Annotated in this window: 17 protein-coding genes; 13 read left to right on the plus strand and 4 right to left on the minus strand. The window is 73.2% G+C overall.

Annotated features, from left to right (window positions below):
- Positions 1–104: 104 nt before the first annotated feature.
- From F4562_RS28095 to F4562_RS28110, 4 genes are all read left to right on the plus strand, one after another.
- The gene (locus F4562_RS28095; RefSeq protein WP_184541448.1) at positions 105–986 is read left to right on the plus strand and encodes a crotonase/enoyl-CoA hydratase family protein; all 882 of its coding nucleotides are present in this window, start codon (positions 105–107) and stop codon (positions 984–986) included.
- A gap of 5 nt (positions 987–991) precedes the next feature.
- Complete coding sequence (locus F4562_RS28100; protein WP_184541447.1) at positions 992–1,930, plus strand: alpha/beta hydrolase; 939 nt, start codon at positions 992–994, stop codon at positions 1,928–1,930.
- Positions 1,931–2,029: 99 nt separating this feature from the next.
- On the plus strand, positions 2,030–3,157 hold the full coding sequence (locus F4562_RS28105; RefSeq protein ID WP_184541446.1) for an exonuclease SbcCD subunit D: 1,128 nt from the start codon (positions 2,030–2,032) through the stop codon (positions 3,155–3,157).
- Positions 3,158–7,300: an AAA family ATPase gene (locus F4562_RS28110; RefSeq protein WP_184541445.1), complete on the plus strand. Its 4,143-nt coding sequence runs from the start codon at positions 3,158–3,160 to the stop codon at positions 7,298–7,300.
- 125 nt (positions 7,301–7,425) lie between these two features.
- Here the strand turns inward: F4562_RS28110 and F4562_RS28115 are convergent, their stop codons facing one another.
- The gene (locus F4562_RS28115; protein ID WP_246473587.1) at positions 7,426–8,454 is read right to left on the minus strand and encodes a LacI family DNA-binding transcriptional regulator; all 1,029 of its coding nucleotides are present in this window, start codon (positions 8,452–8,454) and stop codon (positions 7,426–7,428) included.
- A 127-nt stretch (positions 8,455–8,581) separates the two neighbouring features.
- Between F4562_RS28115 and F4562_RS28120 the strand changes: the two genes are divergently transcribed.
- The 5 genes from F4562_RS28120 to F4562_RS28140 are packed head-to-tail and all read left to right on the plus strand — an operon-like array spanning position 8,582 to position 15,203.
- Positions 8,582–10,456, plus strand: a complete 1,875-nt coding sequence (locus F4562_RS28120) for a glycoside hydrolase family 127 protein (RefSeq protein WP_184541444.1) — start codon at positions 8,582–8,584, stop codon at positions 10,454–10,456.
- A gap of 10 nt (positions 10,457–10,466) precedes the next feature.
- The gene (locus F4562_RS28125; protein WP_184541443.1) at positions 10,467–11,837 is read left to right on the plus strand and encodes an ABC transporter substrate-binding protein; all 1,371 of its coding nucleotides are present in this window, start codon (positions 10,467–10,469) and stop codon (positions 11,835–11,837) included.
- A gap of 1 nt (position 11,838) precedes the next feature.
- Positions 11,839–12,738 (plus strand): carbohydrate ABC transporter permease, encoded by a 900-nt coding sequence (locus F4562_RS28130; RefSeq protein ID WP_184541442.1) that lies wholly within the window; start codon positions 11,839–11,841, stop codon positions 12,736–12,738.
- A complete protein-coding gene (locus F4562_RS28135) occupies positions 12,735–13,649 on the plus strand; it encodes a carbohydrate ABC transporter permease (protein ID WP_184541441.1) in 915 nt (304 codons plus the stop codon). Before F4562_RS28130 ends, F4562_RS28135 begins: the two co-directional genes overlap by 4 nt.
- A 54-nt stretch (positions 13,650–13,703) precedes the next feature.
- Complete coding sequence (locus F4562_RS28140) at positions 13,704–15,203, plus strand: Ig domain-containing protein (RefSeq protein ID WP_184541440.1); 1,500 nt, start codon at positions 13,704–13,706, stop codon at positions 15,201–15,203.
- A gap of 63 nt (positions 15,204–15,266) precedes the next feature.
- Here the strand turns inward: F4562_RS28140 and F4562_RS28145 are convergent, their stop codons facing one another.
- The 3 genes from F4562_RS28145 to F4562_RS28155 form a co-directional block, all read right to left on the minus strand.
- A complete protein-coding gene (locus F4562_RS28145) occupies positions 15,267–18,467 on the minus strand; it encodes a coiled-coil domain-containing protein (RefSeq protein ID WP_246473588.1) in 3,201 nt (1,066 codons plus the stop codon).
- Between the two features lie 133 nt (positions 18,468–18,600).
- Complete coding sequence (locus tag F4562_RS35380; RefSeq protein ID WP_184541439.1) at positions 18,601–19,827, minus strand: hypothetical protein; 1,227 nt, start codon at positions 19,825–19,827, stop codon at positions 18,601–18,603.
- Positions 19,817–21,034, minus strand: coding sequence for a hypothetical protein (locus F4562_RS28155; protein WP_184541438.1), 1,218 nt, complete (start codon positions 21,032–21,034; stop codon positions 19,817–19,819). The genes F4562_RS35380 and F4562_RS28155 overlap by 11 nt, the downstream gene beginning before the upstream one ends.
- Before the next feature lie 271 nt (positions 21,035–21,305).
- Here F4562_RS28155 and F4562_RS28160 point away from each other — a divergent pair, with 271 nt between their 5' ends.
- The 4 genes from F4562_RS28160 (at position 21,306) to F4562_RS28175 (ending at position 24,353) form a co-directional block, all read left to right on the plus strand.
- Entirely contained in the window at positions 21,306–22,082 is a 777-nt protein-coding gene (locus F4562_RS28160) for a sporulation protein (RefSeq protein WP_221206920.1), read from the plus strand.
- A gap of 112 nt (positions 22,083–22,194) precedes the next feature.
- Positions 22,195–23,049 carry a DUF5753 domain-containing protein gene (locus F4562_RS28165; RefSeq protein WP_184541436.1) on the plus strand — a complete coding sequence of 285 codons (855 nt, stop codon included), beginning with the start codon at positions 22,195–22,197 and terminating at the stop codon, positions 23,047–23,049.
- Positions 23,050–23,156: 107 nt separating this feature from the next.
- Positions 23,157–23,540, plus strand: coding sequence for a hypothetical protein (locus F4562_RS28170; protein ID WP_184541435.1), 384 nt, complete (start codon positions 23,157–23,159; stop codon positions 23,538–23,540).
- 117 nt (positions 23,541–23,657) lie between these two features.
- Positions 23,658–24,353 (plus strand): response regulator, encoded by a 696-nt coding sequence (locus F4562_RS28175; protein ID WP_312872178.1) that lies wholly within the window; start codon positions 23,658–23,660, stop codon positions 24,351–24,353.
- Positions 24,354–24,364: the final 11 nt, after the last annotated feature.

Here is a 24,364-nt window from a genome sequence, read left to right on the forward strand (position 1 = left end):
GGGACGCCGGGGCGGGGCGACCGGCGGGGGCGGGAAGCCGGGGCCGGGGAGGTCGCGGAGATCCGGGGAGCCCCGGCGCACCTCTACCGGAATAAGATTCGGTCATGGCTTTCACCGAGATCGAATACGGCGTCGCCGACGGGATCGCGACGATCACCCTCAACCGCCCGGACCGGCTCAACGCCTTCACCCACACCATGCGCGGCGAGCTGATCGAGGCGTTCGACCGGATCGACGCCGACGACGACGTGCGCGCCGTGGTCGTCACCGGCGCGGGACGGGCCTTCTGCGCGGGTGCCGACCTCGGCGGCGGCGGGGACACCTTCAACCACGGCAGGTCCGCCGAGATGTTCGGCGGGCGGGACACCGTCGACGGTTCCCCCCGCGACGGCGGCGGCACGGTCGCGCTGCGCATCGCCCGCTCGCTCAAGCCGGTCATCGCGGCGGTCAACGGTCCCGCCGTCGGCGTCGGGGCGACCATGACCCTGCCGATGGACGTCAGGATCGCCTCGGGCACCGCCAGGTTCGGCTTCGTCTTCGCCCGGCGCGGCATCGTGACCGAAGCCGCCTCCAGCTGGTTCCTGCCCCGGATCGTCGGCATCTCCCAGGCCATGGAATGGGCGATGACCGGCCGGGTCTTCCCCGCGGACGAGGCGCTCCGCGGCCGCCTGATCTCCGCGGTCCACGCCCCGGACGAGTTGCTCCCGGCCGCGTACGCGCTCGCCCGGGAGGTCGCCGACAACACCTCGGCCGTCTCGGTCGCCGCGATCCGGCGGCTGATGTGGTCCGGTCTGTCGGCCGCGTCCCCCTGGGAGGCCCATCGCGCCGACTCGATCCTCATGCACCTCCTCGGCGCGGCCCCGGACGCCGCCGAGGGCGTCACCGCCTTCCTGGAGAAGCGCCCGGCGACGTTCCCCATGAGGGTCACCCGGGATCTGCCGGACGCGGTCCCCTCCTGGCCGGACAATCCGTACGAACTACCCTGATCGGCATGCCAGACGTTCTCGGCCCCGATTACGAGCTCACCGTCCTGCCGATGGCCGACGACTACGAGGGAACGGTGGTCGCGTCGCTGGTGCGGCGGCGCGCCGCCGACCCCACCGGCCGGGCCGTGCTCTACCTGCACGGCTTCACCGACTACTTCTTCCAGACCCACCTGGCCGATCACTTCGTGGCCCGGGGGACCGACTTCTACGGCCTCGACCTGCGCAAGTACGGCCGCTCGCTGCTACCGCACCAGACCCGGGGCTTCGTGCGCAGCGTCACCGAGTACTTCCCGGAGATCGACGAGGCGGTCCGGATCATCCGGGAGCGGGACGGGCACGACGAGGTCGTCCTGAACGCCCACTCGACCGGCGGCCTGATCGCCGCGCTCTGGGCCGACCGGGTCCGCGGCCGGGGGCTGGTCCAGGGGCTGGTGCTCAACAGCCCCTTCTTCGACCTCAACGTCCCCGCCTACCTGCGGCGCGCCGCCGACGCGCTCCGCGGCCCCCTCTCCCGGCTTCCCGTCGGCGCCGTCCTGCCCCTGGGGGTGGCCACCGCGTACGGCGCGAGCCTGCACCGCAGCCACCACGGGGAGTGGGACTTCGACCTGGAGTGGAAGCCGATCGGAGGCTTCCCGGTGCACGCGGCCTGGCTGTCCGCCATCCGCCGGGCCCAGCTCAGGCTGCACGGGGGGCTCCGGGTCGACGTGCCCGTGCTGGTGCTCTGCGCGGCCGACGGCCTGCGACTGCGTGACTTCACCCCCGAGGCGCGGGGTGCGGACGTCGTGCTCGACCCCCGGCAGATCGCCCGCTGGTCGACCAGCGTGGGCCCGCACGTGACGTGCGTCCGGGTACCCGGCGGCATGCACGACCTGGTGCTGTCGCCCGCACCGGTCCGTGAGCGGGTCCTCGCCGAGATGGACCGCTGGATCGACGCCTACCTCTGACCCGCCGCCTTCCCGGAAGGCGGCGGAAGCCGGACACCGATCGACGTATGTGACGAGAGTGGCCGCATTTGGTACTGAGTCCTGTTAGCTTCGTGGGACATGCGGGTGCTGCACACATCGGACTGGCATCTGGGCCGCTCGTTCCACCGGGAGAGCCTCCTGCCGGCCCAGGCGACCTTCGTCGACCACCTCGTCGAGACCGTCAGGTCCGAGCGGGTCGACGTCGTCGTCGTCTCCGGCGACGTCTACGACCGCGCGCTGCCCTCCGTCGACGCGGTCGAGCTGTGCAACCAGGCGTTGCGGCGCCTGGTCGACGCCCGGGTGCGCACCGTGCTCATCAGCGGCAACCACGACTCCGCCCGCCGTCTCGGCTTCGGCGCGGACCTGATCGACGCCGCGGGCGTGCACCTGCGCACCGACCCGGCCCGGGTGGGCGAGCCCGTGACGGTCGGCGACGTCGCCTTCTACGGCATCCCCTACCTGGAGCCCGAGCTGGTGCGCGGCCCCTGGGAGCTGCCCGAGCGCACCCACACCGCCGCCGTCGGGCACGCCATGTCCCTGGTCCGCGCCGACCTCGCGCGGCGCGGCCCCCGCTCGGTCGTCCTGGCCCACGCGTTCGTCACCGGCGGACGGGCCAGCGACAGCGAACGCGACATCAGCGTGGGCGGCGTCGCGCATGTGCCGCTCTCCGCGTTCGACGGCGTCGACTACGTGGCGCTGGGACACCTGCACGGCCGCCAGCGGATGAGCGAGACCGTCCGCTACTCCGGCTCCCCGATCGCCTACTCCTTCTCCGAGGCGGGCCAGGTCAAGGGCTCCTGGCTGGTCGAGATCGGCCCCGGGGGCTACGAGGGCGCCGAGTTCGTCGAGGCCCCGGTGCCACGGCCGGTCGGCCGGCTCCGCGGACGCATCGACGACCTGCTCTCCTCACCCGGCCACGCCCGCTACGAGGACCACTGGCTCCAGGTGGTGCTCACCGACCCGATCCGGCCCAGGGGGGCCATGGAGCGGCTCAGGTCCCGCTTCCCGCACACCCTGGCCCTGTCGTTCGAGCCCGAGGGCGGTGCCGGGGACACCGCGGTCCGCCCCAGGATCGCCGGGCGTCCCGAGATCGAGGTGGTCCTCGACTTCGTCCGTGAGGTGCGCGGCGAGGCCGCCGACCCCGACGAGACCCTGCTGCTCCGGCGGGCCGTCGAAGACAGCCGTGCCAGGGAGGCGATGGCGTAGATGCGACCGCACAAGCTGTGGATCAGCGCTTTCGGCTCCTTCCCCGGTGAGGAGGAGGTCGACTTCGACGCCCTCACCGAGGCGGGCCTGTTCCTGATCCACGGACCCACCGGCGCGGGCAAGACCACCGTGCTCGACGCGCTCTGCTACGCCCTCTACGGCCGGGTGCCGGGCAAGCGCGACAGCGCCAAAAGCCTGCGCTGCGACCACGCCCCACCGGGCCGAGGGCCCCGCGTGGCCCTGGACGTCACGATCAGGGGCCGGCGCCTGAAGATCACCCGATCACCCGCCTGGCAGCGTCCCAAGCTCCGGGGCACCGGCACCACCAGGGAGAACGAGAAAGCCCTGGTGCAGGAGCTCACCCCCTCGGGAGAGTGGACCGGCCTGACCACCCGGGTCGACGAGGCCGGTGAACTGGTCGGCACCCTGCTCGGCATGAACGCCGACCAGTTCTTCCAGGTCGCGATGCTGCCGCAGGGAGACTTCGCCAGGTTCCTGCGCGCCGACGGCGAAGACCGCCGCAAGGTGCTGGAGCGCCTGTTCTCCGTGCGGATCTACGCCGCCGCCGAGTCCTGGCTCGCCGACCGGCGCACCGAGGCGTACCGGGAGCAGCAGGCGCTCCGCAAGGAGGTCGACTTCGTCACCAAGCGCATCGAGGAGGCCGCGGGCCCCGCCCTCCTCGCCGTGCTCGCCGGGCCCCCGCAGCAGGCCGGCGGCGCGGGTGCCCTGCTCGTCGAGGCCGGCGCCGTCTGCGGCCCGGAGACGGCACCGGTCGCCCCGCCCGCCCCGCTCTCCGCGGAGGACGACCCGCCGCAGTGGGCCCGCGCGTTGCAGGAACTGGCCGGTGCGGCGGCCGAGCGGCTGGGCCGGGAGTGCGTCCGGGGCGAGACGGCCGTGGCACGGGCCCGGGAGGAGCTGGAGTACGGCACCGCGCTGGCCGACCGGCGTCGTCGCCACGCCGAGGCGCTGGCCCGGAGACGGGCGCTGGAGGAGACCGCCGAGGAACGTGCGGATCTGAAGGCGGTCCTGGCGGAGGCCGCCGCCGCCGACCGGGTGCTGCCGCTGATCCAGGAGTCCGAGCAGCGGGCCGAGGCCGCCGCCAAGGCCCGCCGGCTGGCCGCCGACGCCGTCGCCCGGGCCCTGCCGCTGCTGGGTGCGGGCGGCGACACCGCCGCGGAGACCCGGTTGACCGCCCATGACGGGGAGGACGGGAAGCACGGCCGCGACCACGGGAACGATCGCGGGGACGACCGCGGCGGGGTCGTCCCAGAGCGGCTGGCGGCCCTGGAGCGTGACCGGCGGAGCGAGATCACCCGTCTGCGCGAACTGCGCGCCGAGGAGGCGCGCCTGACGGAGATCGTCCGGGAGCGCGAGCGGGTCCTCCGGGAGATCACTGAGCTGTCCGCCGCACAGGCGGCGGCGGACGCCCGCCTGGAGGTCGTCCCCGGCCTCCGGCACGACGTGGAGCGGCGGCTGACCGCCGCCCGGCTGGACGCCGCCCGGATCCCCGCCGCCGAGGCGGCGGTGGAGGCGGCGCTCACCCGTCTGCGGGCGGCCGAGCAGCGCGACCGTCTCGCCGCGGATCTCGCCGCCGCCCGCGCCGCGCTGGCCGCCGCGCTCTCCGTCCTCCCCGCCGCCGACCGCGAGGCCCTGCCCGCTGACCGTGAGGCCCTGCCCGCCGACCGTGAGGCCCTGACCTCCGGAGATCACGACCCCCTCCCCGCCGGCCGAGAAGCCCTGACATCCGGCGACGGCGGAGCCGCTTCCGCCGGCCGCGGAACACCGCCGTCCGACGGCGGGGACACCCAGCCGTACGGCGGTGACGGGGCCGAAACGGTGCCGTACCGTGCGGTGGACGGGATCCGCGCGACGCTGGACCGGTGGGAGCGCGAACGGCGCGAGGAACTCGCCGGGCTGGAAGGGCTGCGCGCCGACGAGATCCGGCTGGCCGAGCTGGACGGCTCGGCGGCCGCGCTCGACGCCGAGATCGCCGAGGCGGCCCGGCAGGAGGCGTTCCTGCGCGGGGTCCGGGAGGAGCTGCCCGCCGCGTCGGCCGAGGCCACGGCGCGGCTGGCCGGGGTCAGGGCACACGCCGCCGGGATCCCGGCAGCGCGGGCCGGCGTCGAGGCCGCGACCGCGGTGCTCGGCGCGGCCCGGCGCCGCGACGGCCTCCGCGCCGAGCTGGAGGACGCGCGCGCGGCCCACGCGGAGGCCGTCGACCACGCGCAGACGCTCCGCGACCGGCACCAGGACGTCCGCCAGGCCAGGATCGACGGCATGGCCGCCGAGCTGGCCGCCAAGCTCGTCGCCGGCCACCCCTGCACGGTCTGCGGTTCCCCCGAGCATCCCGCCCCCGCCGCCCCGGCCGACCGGGCGCCCACCGCCGATGACGAGCGTGCCGCCCAAGGCGCCTACGAGGCGGCCGTGGAGCGGCGCCAGGCCGCCGGTACCGCCGTCACGGCGCTCACCTCCCGGCTGGAGGAGGCCGTCGCCGTCGCCGGGGACCTGGCCGTGGAGCGGGCGGCGGAGATCCTCGCCGCGGCCGAACGGGAGCTCGCGGCCCTGACCGCCGAGGCGGCCGCGGAGGAGGGGCTGGCCGCGGAGGTCGACCGGATCGCGGCCGAGCTGGACGCCGCCCGGACGCGCGCCACCGAGGTCGCCAGGGTCCTGGCCGAGTGCCGTGCCCGCCAGGCGGCCCGGCGGGCCGAGCACGAGCGGATCTCCGCCCGGCTGGACGGTGCCCGCGGTGCCGACCCCACGGTCCGGGCCCGCCGCGACCGCCTCGCCGGGGAGGTCGCGCGCCTGTCCGCCGCCCTCGCCGCCGTGACCCGGGTCGCGGAGGCCGAGGCCGCCCACCGGGAGGCGTGCGAGCGGACCGGCCTCGCCGTGCGGGTGGCGGCGGACGAGCTGGCCACGGCGGAGCGGGCGCTCGCCGGGTTGCGGGAGTCCGCGGGCGCCGAGGAGACGCTGGCCGCCGAGGCCGCCGCGATCACCGCCGAGCTGACGCGGTTGCAGGAGCGCTCGCGTGAGCTCGCCGTCGGGCTGGCCGCGCGCCGCACGACGGTGGAGGGACTCACCGCCGACGCCGGGCGGCTGGCCGCGCGTGTCGACGAGGCCCGGGGCGACGCCCCGACGCTGGCCGCCAGGCTCGACCGGCTCACCGACGAGGCCGAGCTGTTCCGGGAGGCGGTCGAGGCCGTACGGGGCGAACAGGCCACCGAGACCGAGGCCGCCGCGGCCCGCGACCGGGCACTGGCCGCCGTCGCCGAGGCGGGCTTCCTCGACCTGGACGACGCCCGCTCGGCGCTCCGTTCCCCCGTGGAGCGGGAGGAGAAGTCGGCGCGACTGCTGGCACTCGACAAGGAGGAGGCCGCGGTCGCCGCGGCGCTCGCCGACCCCGAGCTGGTCGCCGCCGTGGCGGAGCCCGAGCCGGAACTGGCCGCCCTGCGGGAGGCGCGCGACGCGGCCGAGACCGCCCACGCGGCCCTGCTCTCCGAACGGAACCAGGCCGAGGCCCGCCTGGCCAGGCTCGCCGCGCTCCGCACCGAGCTGGAGACCTGCCTGGAACGCTGGACGCCCGCGGCCGACCGGCACCGGCTGGCCGACCGGCTCGCCGCCCTGACCGGCGGGAACTCCACCGACAACCGGTGGAGCATGCGGTTGTCGTCCTACGTGCTCGGCGAACGGCTCCGCCAGGTGGTCGACTCGGCCAACGAACGGCTCGACCACATGTCGGGCGGACGCTACCTGCTGGAGCACAACCGCAACCGCTCGGCCGGAGACCGCAGCAAGTCGGGCGGCGGGCTCGGCCTGCACGTCCTGGACAGCTGGACCGGCCTGGGCCGCGACCCGGCGACCCTCTCGGGCGGCGAGAGCTTCATCACCTCGCTGGCACTCGCCCTCGGCCTCGCCGACGTGGTGACCGCCGAGGCCGGGGGAGTGGAGCTGGGCACGCTCTTCGTCGACGAGGGCTTCGGCACCCTGGACGAGGACACCCTGGACGGCGTCCTCGACATCCTCGACGGCCTGCGCGACGGCGGCCGCGCGGTCGGCATCGTCAGCCACGTCGCCGAGCTGCGCACCCGCGTCCCCGCCAGGCTCCAGATCCGGAAGGAACGCCGCGGCTCCACCATCCGCCAGTGACCCGGCGCCGGCCCCGGGCGGCCGGGCGAGGCTCCGCCGGGAGCACCCGCCCGGCGGAGCCTCGCCGGTAGGGGGTGGGGGCTTCGACGTGCTCCGTCTTCCGGCCGTGTCTCCCCGTCGCCGGGTCAGGTGCCGTGCCGGGTGGACGCGCGGACGACCAGGCGCGCGGGCACGGTGCGCACGCCCGCCTCGCCGGGCCGCCCGGCGATGATGTCGAGCAGGTGGCGGGCCGCGAGCCGGCCGATCTCGTTGAGGTTCATGTCGACGGTGGTCAGCGGGGGCCGGCTGCCGAGCGCCATCGGCTCCCAGTTGTCGAAGCCGACCAGCGCCACGTCGTCGGGGACGCGGCGCCCGCGCTCGCGCAGCGTCTCGGCGACGCCGCGGGCGATCTGGTCGCTGCCGCAGAAGATCGCGTCGACGCCGGGATCGGTGCGCAGCAGGATGTCGGCGCCCTGACGGCCCCACTCCTCGCTCCACTCGCCGTACAGAACCTCGCCGGACACCCGCAGGCCGGCGTCCGAGAGCACGGTGCCCAGCCCGGCGGCCCGTTTGCGGGCGGCCTGGAAGCCGTGCGGCCCGGTGATGTGGCCGATGCGCGTGCGGCCGGTGGCCAGCAGGTGCTGGGCGGCCAGGACGCCGCCGCCCTCGTCGTCGGGGATGAGTGACAGGTCGGACGGGTCGAGGGACTGGGTCATCGCGTAGACGACGGGAACGGGCAGGTCACGGCCGATGCTCGGGCGTGGCTCGGTGCGCCTTCCGGTGACGATGACGCCTTCGACCCGGCGGTCCAGCAGGCGTTCGACGTGGTGCCGCTCCCTGATGGGGTCGTCGCGTGTGTCGCACATCAGCACCGAGATCTGGCCGTCGCCCAGCGCGTCCTCGGCGCCGAGCATCACCGGGATGCTGAAGCGGCCGAAGCTGTCGCAGGTGATCAGCCCGACCGTGTAGGTGCGTCCGCCGAGCAGCCCCTGGGCGAGCGGGTTGGGGCGGAAACCCAGTTGCCGGGCCGCGGCCATCACCCTGGCCCGGGTCTCCTGGCGCATCCTGCCGACGCCGTTCAGCGCCTTGGACGCGGTGCCGATGGAGACGCCCGCGGCGGCGGCGACATCGCGGATCGTGACGGTCCGCCCGGCTTCCTGCATCGAGTTGGACAACCGTTTTCCCCCTTCCCGACGCACTCTACCGCCCTGAGACTACGGAGAGAACACAGCCCTTGACGGGTGATGTATCACATCCTACTCTCCCCGTGAGAAAACGTATTCTCAACTCGCGAGGAGTGCGATGGCTGACTTCGCCGACCGCGTCCGGGGCCCGCTGGTCCCCTCGACGGGTGTCCAGCGGCCGCTCGGCGTCAACGACGTCGAGATCGAGGGCGGCCCGCTCGGGCGCTGGCAGAGGATCAACCGCGAGGCCAGCATCACGCTCGGCCTGGAGCGGATGGAGCAGTCGGGAGTGCTGCCCAACCTCAGGCTGGCCGCGGGGGAGGGGACCGGGCCGTTCCAGGGCTACCGCTTCCAGGACTCGGACCTGTACAAGCAGCTGGAGGCCGTCGCCTGGGAGCACTGCAGACTCCCCGACGAGCGCTACCCCGCCTTCGTCGCCGAGTCGGCCGGGCTGCTGGCCCGGGCCCAGCGACCGGACGGCTATCTGAACTCCCACTACCAGGTCGTCAAGCCCGACAAGATCTTCGCCGAGCTGGAGTACAGCCACGAGATGTACTGCGCCGGGCACCTGTTCCAGGCGGCCGTGGCCGCCGCCCGCGCGGATTGCGGCGGCCAGGAGCTCCTGGCCGTCGCGCGGCGCTTCGCCGACCACCTGGTCGAGGTGTTCCTGACCGGCGGGGACGACGGCATCGACGGCCACGCGGAGGTCGAGACGGCCCTGGTGGAGCTGTACCGGCTCACCGGGGAGCGGTCCTATCTGGAGCTGGCCGCCAAACTGATCGACAACCGCGGCAAGGGCCTGATCGCCGACAGCGGCATGGGCCCGCTCTACGCCCAGGACCACCTGCCCGTGCGCGAGGCCGACACCGCGGTCGGGCACGCCGTGCGCCAGTTGTACCTGGAGGCGGGCATCGTCGACGTCTACCTGGAGACGGGCGACGAGTCGCTGCTGGAGTGCTCGGTGCGCCGCTGGGAGGACATGGTCGCCACCAAGACCTCCATCACCGGCGGCCACGGCTCGCGGCACGACGGTGAGGCGTTCGGCGAGCGGTACGAGCTGCCACCGGACCGCGCGTACAACGAGAGCTGCGCCGCCATCGCGAGCATCCACTGGAACTGGCGGCTGCTGCTGGCCACCGGGCACGGCCGGTACGCCGACCTGATCGAACGCACCCTCTACAACGCCTTCGCCGCCTCGACCTCCGCCGACGGGACCCGGTTCTTCTACGTCAACCCGCTGCAGCGCCGGGCCGACCTCATCGAGGACGCCTACCTGGGCAGGCGCCGGGAGTGGTTCGCGTGCGCCTGCTGCCCGCCGAACATCATGCGGCTGGTCTCCTCGCTCGGCCACTACGTCGCCACCGTCGACGACGAAGGGCTGTCCGTCCACCAGTACGCACCCGGGCGGATCCGCGCCGGGGAGATCACCCTGGCCGTCGAGACCGACTACCCGTGGGACGGCCGGGTCCTGTTCACCGTGGAGAGCGCGCCGGACACCGAATGGACGCTCAGGCTGCGCGTGCCCGCGTGGAGCACGCGGACCGCGCCGCCCGCGGGCCCGGACGGGTACACCGCCGTCCGGCGGGTCTGGCGGCCGGGCGACACCTTCGCCCTCGACCTGGACATGTCACCCCGGCTGGTCCACCCGCACCGCAGGATCGACGCGCTGCGGGGATGCGCGGCCGTCGAGCGGGGCCCGCTCGTCTACTGCTTCGAGCAGGCGGACCAGCAGGCCGCCCTGGAGGACCTGGCGCTCGTCCCGGGCACGGAACTGCGCGTCGTGGAACGCGACGACCTGCCCGGCGTCGGCAGGACCGTGCTGATCGAGGCGGACGGCCTGCTCCTGCCCTCCTCGCCCCCGGACGGCCTGCCGTACTCGGGCGCCCCCACCGACCTCCCGACCGGCACCGGCGTGACCGTCACGGCCGTCCCCTACCACCAGTGGGACAACCGCGACGGCGGCGTCATGCGGGTCTGGACACCCCTCGCGTAAGGACGTGCACATGAGAAGACGAGACCTGCTCAGGGCGGGCGGGCTGGCCGCCCTCGGCGCCGCCGCGGCGGCGTGCGGCGCGGGCGGCGGAGCGGGCCCGGCCGGCGGAACCCAGCTGCAGTTCATGTACTGGGGCTCGACGTTCGAGCAGAAGGCCGTCGCGAAGATGCTCCAGGCGTTCGAGAAGCAGAAGCCCGGCGTGCGGGTCAGGCCGCTCTTCACCCCGGACGAGTACGACGTGAAGCTCAACGCCCTCGTGGCGGGCAACCGGACGCCCGACGTCGGATACGTGCCGATGTCCATGTCGTTCCGCCTGGCCGAGCAGGGCAAGCTGGTCAACCTCCACCCCTACCTCGGCAGATATCCCCAACTGGCCGGCTACCTTCCCGACGCCTACCTCTGGTACGGGCCGGACAAGCTGCACGGCGTGGCCACCGCCAACGAGAGCATGCTGCTCTGGTACGGCAAGACGGCCGTCGCGGAGGCGGGGATCACAGCGCCGCCCGCCGACGCGGCGAGCGCGTGGACCTGGGACCAGCTCGTCCAGAACGCCTACAAGCTGACCGTCGACCAGAACGGCAGGCATCCCGACGAGTCCGGTTTCGACGCCAAGCAGATCCGGCAGTTCGGCGTCTCGATCAGCTTCACCTACGCCGCGGCCTGGTACGGGCTCCTGCGCGGCAACGGCGGCGACTTCGCCGACGAGGCGGGCAGGAAGTGCCTGCTCGACAGCCCCGAGGCGATCGAGGTGTTCCAGAACCTGCAGGACCTGGTGTACAAGCACCGGGTCGCGCCGGGGCCCGGCCAGCTGGCGGCCACCGGTGACGAGGTGCCCGGCACGAGCGTCCTGCTGAAGACCAAACGGGTGGCGATGGTGGTCGACGGGCACTGGGCCCTGCTCGACATGAACGAGAGCAAGGCCGACTACGGCATCGGCGTACTGCCCAAGTACGACAAGCCGTACACGACCACCCAGGTCGCCGGGGCCTCGTCGATCTTCACGACCACGAAGCACGTGGAGGAGGCGGTCGAACTGTTCGCCTTCCACATCGACCCGCGCTACGTCGACCTGTTCAAGCAGGGCCTGTGGATGCCGCAGGAGCGCAAGTACTACGAGGACCAGGCCGCCATCGACTCCTGGGCAGGCAACGCCGCCCATCCGCCCGAGTTCCGGACCGCGGTCATCGACTACACCCGCGACCACGGCGTGCCGGACGTGCGCAACCGGCTGCGGAACATGTCGCAGATCTCCAGCGACGTGCTCACCCCCGCGCTGCAGGAGATCGAGAGCGGCAAGCGTCCCGCCGCCGAGGTGCTCAAGGAGGCCGCCCCGAAGATCACCGGCATGCTGCAGGGCTGGCAGCACACCCAGGGGCTGTGAGATGGCCGTCACCTCCGGCCAACGGCGTCTGGAGCGGCGCTGGGGCATCCTCATGGCCGTGCCCGCGATCCTCGGGTTCGTGATCTTCACTGCCGGGCCGATGGCCGCCTCCGCGGTGTTCAGCCTGACCGACTGGCAGATCGGCGGCAGCCCGTCGTTCGTCGGCCTGGACAACTACACCGCGCTCGCCGGCGACGGGCTGTTCTGGACGTCGCTGAGCGCCACCACGTACTACACCCTGGGCGCCGTGCCGCTCACGATGATCGTCTCCTTCGCGGTGGCCATGCTGCTCAACCAGAAGGTGCGCGGCCTGGCGATCTGGCGGACGATCTTCTATCTGCCGACGCTCGTGCCGGCGATCGCCAACGTGGTCCTGTGGATCTGGATCTTCAACCCCGACTTCGGGCTGCTCAACTCCCTGCTGCGCCAGGCCGGGCTGCCCGGCGGGCAGTGGGTCTACGACGAGGCGACGGCGATCCCCTCACTGATCGTGATGAGCACCTGGGGCTTCGGCAACACCATGGTGATCTTCCTGGCCGGGTTGCAGGGCGTGCCCAGGCACCTGTACGAGGCGGTGTCGATCGACGGCGGCGGCCCCTGGCGGCGCTTCTGGCACGTGACGCTGCCGATGATGACGCCGACGATCTTCTACAACCTCGTGGTCGGCGTGGTGGGCACCTCCCAGGTCTTCAACCAGGCGTACGTGATGACCGAGGGCGGCCCGAACAACTCCACGCTCTTCTACGTCTACTACCTGTTCCGCAAGGCGTTCCACGAGAGCGAGATGGGGTACGCGAGCGCACTGGCCTGGGTGCTCTTCATGATCATCATGGTGGTGACGTTCCTGATGTTCCGCAACGCCCGCCGCTGGGTCTACTACGAGATGGCGGGTGCCCGATGACCGCGCTCGCGGCCCCCCCGGACAGGCCGCGCACCGGGGACACCGGGGACACCGCCCCCGCAGCCGGCCCGCGCCGGCCGGGGAGGTACCGCAAGGCGCTGGTCTACCTGGCGCTGACGGCCGGGGCCCTGCCGACCCTGCTGCCCTTCGTGTGGCTGGTGCGCAGCGCGTTCATGCAGGACTCCCAGATGTTCGTCGCGCCGCCGCAGTGGATCCCCGACCCCGTCCAGTGGTCCAACTTCTCCGAGGCGCTCACCGCCCAGCCCTTCTGGCTCTACTTCGTCAACACGGTCGTCATCGCCGTCATCAGCGTGCTCGGCACCGTGCTCACCTGCTCCGTCGCCGCCTTCAGCTTCTCCCGGCTGCGCTGGCGCGGCCGGGACGTCCTGTTCGCGGTCCTGCTGAGCGGAGTGATGCTGCCCTACGCCGTGACGCTCATCCCGACCTTCGCCATGTGGCAGGGACTCGGCGCGCTGGACAGCATCATCCCGCTCACCGTGCCGAGCTGGTTCGCCGGAGCGGGTGGCGGGGTGTTCAACGTCTTCCTGCTGCGGCAGTTCTTCCTGACGATCCCCTTCGAGCTGGACGAGGCCGCCTACATCGACGGCGCCTCACCCTGGCGGGTCTACTGGACGATCGTCATGCCGCTGTCCAAGCCCGCGATCGTCGTGGTGACCATCTTCACCTTCATCGGCACCTGGAACGACTTCCTCGGGCCGCTGCTGTACCTCAACGACGAGAACAAGTACACGCTCTCGCTCGGCCTGGCGTCCTTCCAGAGCGTCTTCATCACCCAGTGGGGCTACCTGATGGCCGCGTCCGCCGCCGTCATCGCCCCGATCATCGCGCTGTTCTTCTTCCTGCAGCGCTACTTCATCGAAGGGGTCACCCTCACCGGCATCAAGAACTGAGGTCCGACGAGCTCCGCGTCGCCTCCCACCCCCCACCCCCCATGGAGGAGCCGTATGAGAAAGACGACCGTCGCCGTCGCGCTGACCGGGCTGGCACTCACCCTCGGAGTGCCCTTACCCGGTGTGGCCGCCGCGAGCGCCGCCCCCGCGCTGGACGTGTTCGACATCTTCCAGCGCAACGTCAACAACTACGGGGTGCAGCTCGTGGACTGGCAGGGCTACCTCGCCAACCCCCACATCGAGCTGACCGTCCGCGCGCCGAAGATCGCTGGCATCTCCTACCCGCTGAAGGTCGACCTCAAGGCCGAAGGCACCTCCCGGCTGATGTTCAACCTGCCCAGCGAGCTGACCGCGACCGGCGCCACCAAGAGCTTCACCCTCACCGGTCCCGCCGATCGGGAGATCGTCCGGCTGGCCATCCACTCCACCCAGGGGGCCGGCCAGGACGAACAGCACACGTGGACCATGCAGACGACCGATGCCAAGGGCGCCACCAAGCGGCAGAGCATGCCGATCCGGGTCCAGCAGGACGAGAAGACCAAACTCGAACCGTCCGTACCCATCGAGTTCGACTACCGCTACGACACCATCACCCGCTACTTCGCAGACCCCGGCACCCGCAGGGCCGCCGAGACGGCCGTACGCAACTGGTTCGCCTTCTTCGACCTCCAGCCCTTCGACACCGTGCCCACCGGCGACGAGGTCAGCCACCTGCCCGGCGACGACTGGCAGAACGAGGTACGCACCAGCAACGCCAAGCCCTACAACGGCTTCTACGTGTTCTTCCGCGGCATCCAGACGCCCTACTCCACCGGGTACCCGGCAGGCAACGGCAGGAAGCACACCCGCAACGGGCAGCCCACGCCGTACCACCGCTCGTACTCCATGATCCTGGAGTACGACGAGGCGCTGATGAAACTGTTCACCTCCCCGGCGGACGACGACTGGTACAAGAGCGACCTCAGCCGGTTCGTCGACGTCCAGGGGCTCGTGATGCACGAGTTCGGTCACGCCGTCGCCTACCACAGCTGGTGGGAGGGGATGGCGAAGTACATGGAGAGCAAGGGCCGGGACGACCAGGAGGTCATCGACTACCAGGGATACCCCGTCCCGATCGACGCCAGCGGTCACATCCCCGGCGACGAACCGTACTGGGACCGGCTCAGCGGGCAGAGCGGCGGCTGGCACCACGTCTTCCCGACCAGGCGGTGGGAACTGACCAAGCTCGCCCTCCTGGTGGCCGAGAACGCGGGCTGGAAGCTCAACCGCTCGCTCACCCCGTTCCTCGCCCCCTCGATCGAGACCGCCTCCCTCAGGAACGCGACACCCGGGGCGGCGTACTCCGAACAGCTCAGGGCCAGGGGCGGCGTACCGTTCTACGACTGGCAGGTCACCGGCGGTGCCCTCCCCGCAGGACTCACCCTCGACCGGTTCACCGGCCGTATCACAGGCACCACCACGGCGACCGGGTCGCACTCCTTCACCGTGCAGCTCAGGGACTACGACAAGCGGGGCACCCCGCTGACCAAGCAGTTCACCATCACCGTCGGCTGACGGCGCGACCCGCCCACCGGCGGGCACCCCCGTCCCGGGGGTGCCCGCCCCGCGCGGGCGGGCTCAGCGGCTCACCGCGGCGGCGAGGGCACGGACCCGGTCGGCGTGGCGGTCGTGCCCGACGACCACCGGCGGCTCGTTGTACGGCATGGCGTCGGAGGAGCGGCGCAGCTTGACGTACTGCCCGCAGGCGTCGACCGCGTAGGGCTCCATGTCGTCCTGGAGCGCGCCGATCACCGTGATCCCGTACGTCTCGCCGATCCGCCGGAACAGGGCGACGGCCTCCCTGCGGTGCTCCTTGCCGAGGTTGCGTCCCAGCTCGTCGAGGACCAGGCACAGGTGCCCGCCGCCGGAGGAGGCGATCGCCGCCGCGCAGACCAGTTTCACCGCCTTCTCGTCCATCAGGGCGGTGTTGGCCCGCCGGTTGTACGGCACGAACCCCTGGCCCTCGCCCCGCCGCCACTTCGGCGTCACCCGCCAGGCCCACCGCTGCTCGGGGTCGGCCGGCGCGGCCGGGACCGGGAACTCCAGCGTCGCCCCGTAGCCGCCGTAGGAGGTGTCGAGCCGGTCGAACTCCTCGGCGACCCGGGTCAGCCGCGCCTTGATCGCGGCGGTCAGCGCGGCCCGGTGCACGGCGGTCGACTGGGCGGCCTCCTCGGCCCCCTTGGCCGCGGCCGTCAGGTCACGCTGCCGGGTGGTGATCTGGGTCTCGATCTGGCGGCGCTGGTGCCGCTCGTACTCCTCCTGACCGCGCAGGTAGGACGCGAGCGCCGAACACACGCCGGGGAACGTCGCCTGCTCACGGGCGGTCCGCCCGGCACCCGGCGCGGACCGCTCCCCGATCAGGAAGCGCAGTTCCTCGGGCATCTCCCCGTCGTCACCCGGGAAGGTGTCGCGCAGCGCCTCGTCCAGGCGGCGCTCGGCGGCCCGCCACCACTCCTCGGCCGTCAGCGGGCGTTCCTGCTCGTCCAGGGCGGCCAGCCACTCCCGGGCCCCCTCGGCGGTGCCGCCCCACTCGCCGGCCAGCGCGTCCAGCCCGAGCGCCTCACGGTCGGCGGAGATCTTCGCCGCCTGCGCCGTGGCCTGGTCGCGGTCGGCCTCGTGCCGGGCCCGGCGGCCTTCCAGACGCTCGATCTCCATGTTCCTGGTGCGGGCCCGGAAGTCCAGGGTGCTCGCCCGGCGCTCGGCCTCCTCCACCTGCGGGGCGATCTCCGTCAGCGCCGCGGCCAGCTCGGCGAGCGCGCTCCGGCGTCCGGCCAGCCGCCGCTCGACGTCGGCGAGTTGCACGGCGGCCCTGGCCCCCTCCAGGCGCCGCCCGGCCTCGGCCACGGCGTCCTCCGCGGCCCGTACCGCCGCCGCGGCGTCCTCCTGCGCGTCACGGGCCCGGTGCAGCCGCTGCTCCGCGGCCTTGATGCGGGCCTCCCGCCCGGTGACGGCGGCCTCGAACGACCCTACGACGGTGATGCCCGCGGCGCTGACCAGCACCGACCCGGGCAGTCCGGCCAGCACTCGCGAGGCCGCCTCCAGGTCGGCGGCGTCGACGATCACCGCGTGCTCGTGCGGCCACCCCCGGGTTCCGAGGGCGGTCGCCGCCCGCCCGCCCCGGCCGGGCACGGCCTCGTCGTCGCGGGCCTGCTCGGCCACGTCGATCGCGTCCAGCAGGCCGGTCGCCCCGACCCCCGCCGTGGCCAGCGCGTCGAGCTGGGCCGCCGCCGGGCCGCCCTCGGCGTCGTCCAGCGCCGCCCGTGCCCCGTCGACCTCCCGGTCGGCCACGCCGAGCGCCTTCAGCGCCTCGTTCAGCCGGACCCTGGCCTCGTCCAGCTCGGCACCCGCCGTGGCCACGTCACGCCCGTCGGCCAGCCGGCGCTGCTCCTCCAGGCCGGGGATCCGGCCGCGCAGCTCGTCGGCGGAGTTCTCGGCCACCGCCCGGTCGGCGTCGAGCTTGGCGGCGCGGGCCTGCAGGGCGGTGAGCTCGCGGCGGGCCCCGGTCAGGCCGCGGTCGAGAGTGTCGTCCTTGAGGGTGGCGATCTCCGCCCTGGTCTCGGCGACGGCCGCCGCGGCGCGCTCGGCCGCCGCGCCGGCCCGCTCCAGCTCCGCGGCCAGCGCCTCGTCGCGCTGCGCGGCGTCGCTGAGCCTGCGGGCCAGCCGCCCCCGCCAGCAGCGGGTCGCCTCCGCCAGCCGCACCCGGGCCCGGTCGCGCCGGTCGAAGGTGGAAAGGAGCGCGCGGGACTCGACCTCGAACTCCCGCAGCAGCTCCATCGCCCGCGTCGCCCGCACCCGCTTGGCGTGCTCGTCGCGGCGGGCCTCCCGCTCCTGGTCCAGCTCGGCGTCCAGGCCGGTCAGCGCGGCGATCGCCTCGAAGACGCGCTCGGGGGAGATCTCGTTGAGCGGCTGGGAGAGCAGGTTGGTGGCGACCTTGCTCCGTACCGAGGTCGACAGGAACGACACGCACCTGACCCGGTCGCCGTACAGGAACCTGGTCAGGTCCCGGGCCACCACGTCGCGGCGGCCCGCCGAGCGCGGCAGCGACGCCCACACCTCGTCGGCGCGCGCCACCCGCTCCGCCTCCGAGGGGGCCGCGGCCAGGCGCACCCCCGGCGTCCACCGGATCTCCAGGTGCGGGGCCTCCTGGTTGACCCGCAGCCACACGGTCACCGCGTCGTCCACCGAATCGGGGGCCGCGAAGACACCGACGATGTAGCCGTGGTCGGCGCTGGCCCACGTCCGGCCCCCGCCGCCCGCGGCGAGCTCGGCGTTGAACAGCAGCTCCGACACCGATTTGGCGCCGGAGGCGAAGCGCCACTGCTCGTCACCGAGCAGTGCGGTGATCATCGCGATGAACGACGACTTGCCCGCGCCGTTGGAGTCCTTCGGCCCGGCGCCCGCGACCACGATGAGCGTGCCCGGTACGGTCGGCACCGGGTGCGTCGACAGGCGGGAGATGTTGACCGGCTGCACGGCGATCAGCACGCGGTCGCCCACCACGTTCTCCGCGGGCGTGCCGGAGCGTACCTCCACGGCCACCAGGCTGGCCTGCGTGCCGTGCGACGCCGCGCTCCCGCCGTCTCCAGGTGCCTCGGAGGTCTTGGGGGCCTTGGGGGTCTTGGGGGTCTTGGGGGTTCGTGCTCTCCCCGAGCCCCCAGGTGCCCCGGAGGTCCGCGCGCTGTCCGCGCCATCGGCCGCCTCGGGGGTCTTCGCGGTCTCCGCGGCCTTCGCCCCGCCTCCGCGTGGGCCCTTCGCGGCCTGGTTCCGCTGCTCGGTCAACCCCGTGTTTCCTTTCTCGTCTCTTCCACGCCGCTCCCGGACGGGGCGGCGGCGCCGGTCGCCCCGCCGGACGGTGCGCCGCTCGCCCCATCGGGGGCCGGTCCGTCGTCCGGGGGAGCCGCCCGGCGGGCGCTCACCGCCGGTTGGCCCGTACGGCCGCGGCCAGCGGGGTGTGCGGGCCCGCGGCCAGGATCAGCTCCTCCTGCAGGCGCCGCCTGGCCCGCGGGGTCAGCCGGTGGAACTGCGGGCCGGGAACGTAACCGCCGGCCTCCTCCCCGGCCTTGACCTGGGTCACCAGGCCCGCGTGGCGCAGCGTCCGCAGCGCGGCCTCCAGCTCGCCGATCGGCAGCCTGGTGTGCCGCCGCAGCTCCTCGACCTGGGCGGGGAACGGCGACAGCCAGCTGTCGGCGGGCAGCAGGCCGTCGGCCCGGGGGATCGCCACCGAGTGCACCAGCACCAGCACCAGCACCGCCCGCTCGGCCTCGCCGGGCCCGGCGTCCGCTCCGGCGGTCGTCTCGTCGGCGTAACCCGAGGTCCACGCCTCGCGGTCCTGGACCAGGACCCTCCCACGGCGCCGGAGCATCTCCGCGAGCGCGCGGCGCGGCACCGGGTCGCGCAACGCGGCGAACCGGGCCTCGTGCACCGGCTCCGCCGCGTGCTCCACCGCCATGAACGCCGCCACGATCTCGGCCCGGCGCCGCTCGTCGAACGGGCCGAGCAGATCCTCGTCGACCTCCTCGGGAAGGACGACGCTCGCTGTCGCCTCACCGCCCGCCGCCTCGCCGCCCGCCGCCTCGCCGCCGGCCGGGCCCCCGCCGGCCCCGTCCAGCACCGGCAGCACCGCCGTGCCGCCGTCCGCGGCCTCGCCCGCGGGCAGGCGGCGCACCAGTTCGCGGAGCTGGGCGTGGGAGGCGGCCGGCCAGGACGCGCACCGGGCGCCGAGCCGCACCACGCCGTCGGAGACCTCCAGCCAGGACGAGTCGTGCAGGCGGCGCAGCGCGCCGATAGCCCAGTTGCGCATCAGGTCGTCGCCGCGTCCGATCAGCGCCCGGTAGGCCGCGAGCACGTCGTCGACCGGGGCGGGGACACCGGGCCACGGGTCGGCGGCCAGGTCGGTCCAGCAGCATCTGAGCGCGGCGGCCAGGACCCGCCGGGTCTCCCCCGACCGCTCCACCGGGACGGAGGCCACCTGGTACTCCTCCAGCAGCGCCGGGGTCGCCCCGTCGGGCCAGACCGGCAGTGCCAGGCCGGTGCCGTCGCCGCGGCCCAGCCGGGCCATCCCCGGCGGTGCCGGTTCGTCGGCGGCCAGCGGCAGCGGCCCGGTGGCCCTGGCACGGACGTGCGCGAGCTCAGACGTCACCGCCGGTCCTCTCCAGGAGGCCGTGCGAGAGCCAGGCGGGCTCCGCGCCGGGGCCGGCGGTCAGACCGTCGGACCAGCGCAGGCGGTACGGTGCGTCGGGACGCAGGTCGGCGGCGACGAGGTCGGCCAGCAGGCGGCGGGCCGAGACCCACTCGCCGTCGGCGGCCAGCAGTTCCTCCAGCGGCGCGGAGGAGCGTCCGCCCAGCGCGGCGCCGGCCACGGCGGCCAGGTGGTCGAGGCCGCCCGCGGCGGCGTCGTAGGTGTCGGCGGGCCCGGCGTCGGGCAGCGCCGAGCGCGGGGGAGTGGGCTGGGCCGGTGCCGGCCGGGGGCTCTCGTCCACGGCCCGCACGATCGCCGCCGGGTCGTGCCACGGCGCGGGGGCGTCGAAGACGAAGTCGTCGAGCACCGCGGCCAGCCGTTCCTTGCCGGCGGTCTGCGCGAAGGTGCGCCAGGTCTCCGCGGGCAGCAGGGTCAGATTCCTGGTGGTTCCGGCGGAGTCGGCCAGCCGCCCGGCGGCCCGGCGGGAGGCGTCGCTGTAGGCGTAGATCGCCGCGCGCAGTTCGGTGCAGACGCGGTCGAGGTCGGGCCAGCGGGTGAGGATCGTGCCGTGCAGGCTCTGTGCCCGGCGGGCGATCTCCTCGGTGCCCCAGAGCTTGGGTGCCTGCTCGCGCAGTTCCTCGATGGTGCCGCCGAGCAGCGTGATCAGCTCCAGAGCCCAGAGCCGGAAGGCGCGCGACAGGTTCTGCGCGCTGACGCGCGCCTCCTCCATGGTCGTGCGCGGGTCGGCCACGTTGAGGTCCTCGAGCGCGAGCAGCCGGTGCATCTCCGACTGGCCGCCGTCGTCCATCATCCGGCGGATGAACATCAGCCCCACCACGCTGGTGAACGACGCGCGGTAGCGGAGCTGGTTGGGCTTGGGGAACACCTCGCGCACGGCGCCGAGGCCCCGCAGGACCCGCAGCCGGTTCTCGAACTGGTCGAGCGGGTAGGCCCGGCAGACGTGGCGCATCTGCTCGTGGGTCAGCCACTCCTCACCGGCCTCGGCGAACGCCGCGAACAGGGTCTCGGCGATGTCGACCAGCGCGGGGTCGTCCACCACCGCCCCGCTGTCGCGGGCGAGCGCGGCGAACATGCGGCGGTAGGTGGCGAGCACCGCCTCCTCGGTGAGGGCCGAGTCGAGGGTGATCTCGTGGTTCGTCTCTGGCACGGGCCCTACCGTAAGGCTTCCGCGGGGCAACCCCGGCCCGCTCGGCCGCGGCGCCGCCCGCGCGAGGCGGAACCCGGCGTACTCCACGGCGCTTACCGCCACGCTACGGTGATTTCCGGCGAGAACCGAAAGCTGGTCTCTTCCCGGCAGTCTTCCCCGGACCCGGGACGGGCGGGCGGGAACCACGGCTGCGCCGCGGTCGTTCCATCGGCATTCAGGTCATTCAGGTCATACGGCACGGACAGTGGAGGAACGCGTGATATTCAAGCGGATGCTGGGAGCACTCGGAGTCGGTGCCCCCTCGGTGGACACCGTCCTCGCCGCCCATCGGGTGCAGCCTGGCGCGCCGCTGACCGGTGAGGTGAGGGTCAAGGCCGGGGAGTACGACGCCGACATCGAGTACGTGGCGCTGGGCCTGATCGCGCGGGTGGAGTCCGAGCGGACCGAGTCCGAGCGGATCGGCACCATGGAGTTCCTCCGCTCCGAGGTCGCCGGGCCCTTCCGGCTGCGCAAGAACGAGGATCGGGTCATCCCCTTCCAGCTCCCCACGCCGTGGGAGATGCCCGTCACCGAGATCCAGGGCCGGCGCCTGAACGGGATGGCCCTGGGCGTGCGCACCGAGCTGGCGATCGCCTCGGCGGTCGACAAGGGCGACCTGGACCCGCTGGACATCGTGCCGCTCGACTCCCAGGAGGCCGTGCTGCGCGCCTTCTCGGAGATGGGGTTCCGCTTCAGGAGCGCGGACCTGGAGGAGGGGTACATCCGCAACTCCAAGCAGGAGCTGCCGTTCTACCAGGAGATCGAGTTCTACCCGCCCAGCCACTACGCCGGGGGGATCAGTGAGATCGAGCTGACCTTCGTCACCACCGCCGCCGACCTGGACATCGTCCTGGAGGCCGACAAGCGCGCCGACTACCGCGGCCCGAGCAGGGACGTCTACAAGCGCTTCCGGGTGAGCCACCAGGACGCGGTGAAGCGCAACTGGGCCGCCGAGATCGACAAGTGGCTGGGCAGCATAGCCGGGCGTCCTCGCGGCTACAAGGGCTGACGTCCGGGGCCTCGCCGAACCGCGTGCAACAATTCGCAACTTTCCTGACAGAACGCAACAAGAGGACTACCGTCAAGGCACCGAATTCCCCCGCGGTGACGAGGTGACGGAGATGGCGACCTCCACAGCACGCATCGACGAGGCCAAGGGCATCCTCGCCGCCCGGCTCAGGGCACTGCGTGCCCGGGCCGGGCTGACCGGCCGGGCGCTGTCGGCGCGGACCGGCCTGGACCACACCAAGATCTCCAAGATCGAGAACGCCGTGCAGATGCCGAACCAGGCCGACATCCGGATCTGGTGCGAGGCGTGCGACGCCGACGAGCAGGTGGTCGATCTGATCGCGGCGGCCCAGAACATCGACGCCATGTACACCGACTGGCGCCGCCTGGAGGAGACCGGCCTCGGACACGTCCAGCGCTCCTTCCAGCCGCTGTACGACAAGACCCGCCAGTTCCGGGTCTGGCAGCACTCGGCGGTCCCCGGGCTGCTGCAGACCGCCGACTACGCGCGCGCGCACCTGCGCACCGTCATCGACTTCCGCGGCATCCCCGACGACCTCGACGCCGCGGTGGAGGCCCGGCTGAGGCAGCAGCGGGTGCTGCGAGGCGGCGCCAAGCGGTTCGCGTTCATCGTGGGGGAGCAGGCCCTGCGCACCCCGCTGGTGGACCCCGGGCGGATGGCGGCACAGCTCGACCGGCTGGCCGAGCTGACCTCCGGCGTGGCGAACGTGTCGTTCGGCGTCGTCCCGGCGACGGCCAGGCCGCCGCTCATGCCGCCGGAGAACTTCTGGATCTACGACGACGACCGGGTGCGGGTCGACACCGTACCCGGTCAGATCCAGCACCGGGCCCCGAGTGACGTCGCCGCCTACGAGAAGGCGTTCCAGGCCCTCAGCGGTGCCGCGGTGTACGGGAGCCAGGCCCGCGACCTGCTGCGCCGCGCCAAGGAGGAGCTGGACCGGGCGTGACGGCGCCCGGGAGCGCCCGCGTCCCGCGACGATGTCCCGCGACTGTGGCGCGCAACATCGCGCAACATCGTTGAAGCGGGCGTCCGGCGGTGCCTAGCCTCGCCATCGTGACCGTTGATCACCTGACCCATGACGAGCTCGCGTCGACCGCCGCCGAACTCCGGGCCCGGGAGCTGGCGGACATCCTCGCGCGATCCCACAACATCCCGGCCGACGTGCACCGGCTTCCCTCGGGGGAGGTGGTGGTCTCCGTCTACTACGGACTGGTGACCCGCCTCGACGCCCGAGGCCGCTTCTGGTGGGTCGTCCCGGCCTCCCCGGGCCGGGACCGGCCGCTGTGGACGAGCGCCGTCACCCCGGCCGTGGCGGCGCACCGGATCGCCCGCCACTACGGGGAGCTGCGCGACCGTCCGCTGCCCCACCTGATCCGGGACGGCTACCTGCTGGCGGACGTCCTGCTGGACCACCACGCCGCCGCCTCTCCGATCTGAATCGACCGACATCATCTCCGTCACTCATGGTGTGCAGATAACTACTGTATGTCATATATTCACGGGTTCAACCGGACATGGGGTAATCGTCTGGATCCTTTGAGTAACGTCTTCGGTGTGAGCCGAACGCGCCACGACTCGAAGGGGAGAAGACTCGTGATAAGCGTCCTGATCGCCGAAGACATGCACCTCGTCCGCGGGGCCGTGGCCGCACTGCTCTCCGCGGAACGGGACATCGAGGTCGTCGGCGAGGCCGGTCACGGCGACGAGGTGGTTCCCGAGTGCCTGCGCCACCGGCCGGACGTGGCGCTCATCGACATCGGCCTGCCGGGCACCGACGGCCTCACCGCGGCCCGGGAGATCGGCCGGCGGCTGCCCTCGTGCAGGACGGTGATCCTGACCGGCCTCGCCACCCCCTCCGCACTGCGGGCCGCGCTGGACGCGGGGGTGCACGGCTTCATCGTCAAGGACAGCCCGGCGGAGCAGCTCGCCGAGTGCGTGCGCCGGGTGGCCGCCGGTGAGCGGGTCGTCGACCCCGAACTGGCGGTGGCCGCCCTGAACGCCAGGAGCAACCCGCTCACCGAGCGGGAACTGGAGGTCCTGGAGGCCGCTGCGGAGGGCGCCCCGGTCGGTGAGATCGCCACCCGCCTCAGCCTCTCCGGCGGCACGGTACGCAACCATCTGGCGCGGATCCTCACCAAGGTCGGCGCCCGCACCCGCGTGGAGGCGGTCAGGGTCGCCTGGGAGTCCGGCTGGCTCCGCTCCGACGACCTCGCCGGACGCGAGCCGGTCCGCCGCCGCTCCTCCGGCTGACCGCCGTGCCC

The sequence above is a fragment of the Streptosporangium becharense genome (genome assembly GCF_014204985.1).
Taxonomy (GTDB): Bacteria; Actinomycetota; Actinomycetes; order Streptosporangiales; family Streptosporangiaceae; genus Streptosporangium; species Streptosporangium becharense.

Bases quoted from the DNA above. Each gene is read 5' to 3' on its own strand.
- F4562_RS28130 (WP_184541442.1), top strand. From the start codon at position 11,839: ATGGCCGTCACCTCCGGCCAACGGCGTCTGGAGCGGCGCTGGGGCATC.
- F4562_RS28095 (WP_184541448.1), top strand. From the start codon at position 105: ATGGCTTTCACCGAGATCGAATACGGCGTCGCCGACGGGATCGCGACG.
- F4562_RS28165 (WP_184541436.1), top strand. From the start codon at position 22,195: ATGGCGACCTCCACAGCACGCATCGACGAGGCCAAGGGCATCCTCGCC.
- F4562_RS28135 (WP_184541441.1), top strand. From the start codon at position 12,735: ATGACCGCGCTCGCGGCCCCCCCGGACAGGCCGCGCACCGGGGACACC.
- F4562_RS28140 (WP_184541440.1), top strand. From the start codon at position 13,704: ATGAGAAAGACGACCGTCGCCGTCGCGCTGACCGGGCTGGCACTCACC.
- F4562_RS28105 (WP_184541446.1), top strand. From the start codon at position 2,030: ATGCGGGTGCTGCACACATCGGACTGGCATCTGGGCCGCTCGTTCCAC.
- F4562_RS28100 (WP_184541447.1), top strand. From the start codon at position 992: ATGCCAGACGTTCTCGGCCCCGATTACGAGCTCACCGTCCTGCCGATG.
- F4562_RS28160 (WP_221206920.1), top strand. From the start codon at position 21,306: ATGCTGGGAGCACTCGGAGTCGGTGCCCCCTCGGTGGACACCGTCCTC.
- F4562_RS28125 (WP_184541443.1), top strand. From the start codon at position 10,467: ATGAGAAGACGAGACCTGCTCAGGGCGGGCGGGCTGGCCGCCCTCGGC.
- F4562_RS28120 (WP_184541444.1), top strand. From the start codon at position 8,582: ATGGCTGACTTCGCCGACCGCGTCCGGGGCCCGCTGGTCCCCTCGACG.
- F4562_RS28110 (WP_184541445.1), top strand. From the start codon at position 3,158: ATGCGACCGCACAAGCTGTGGATCAGCGCTTTCGGCTCCTTCCCCGGT.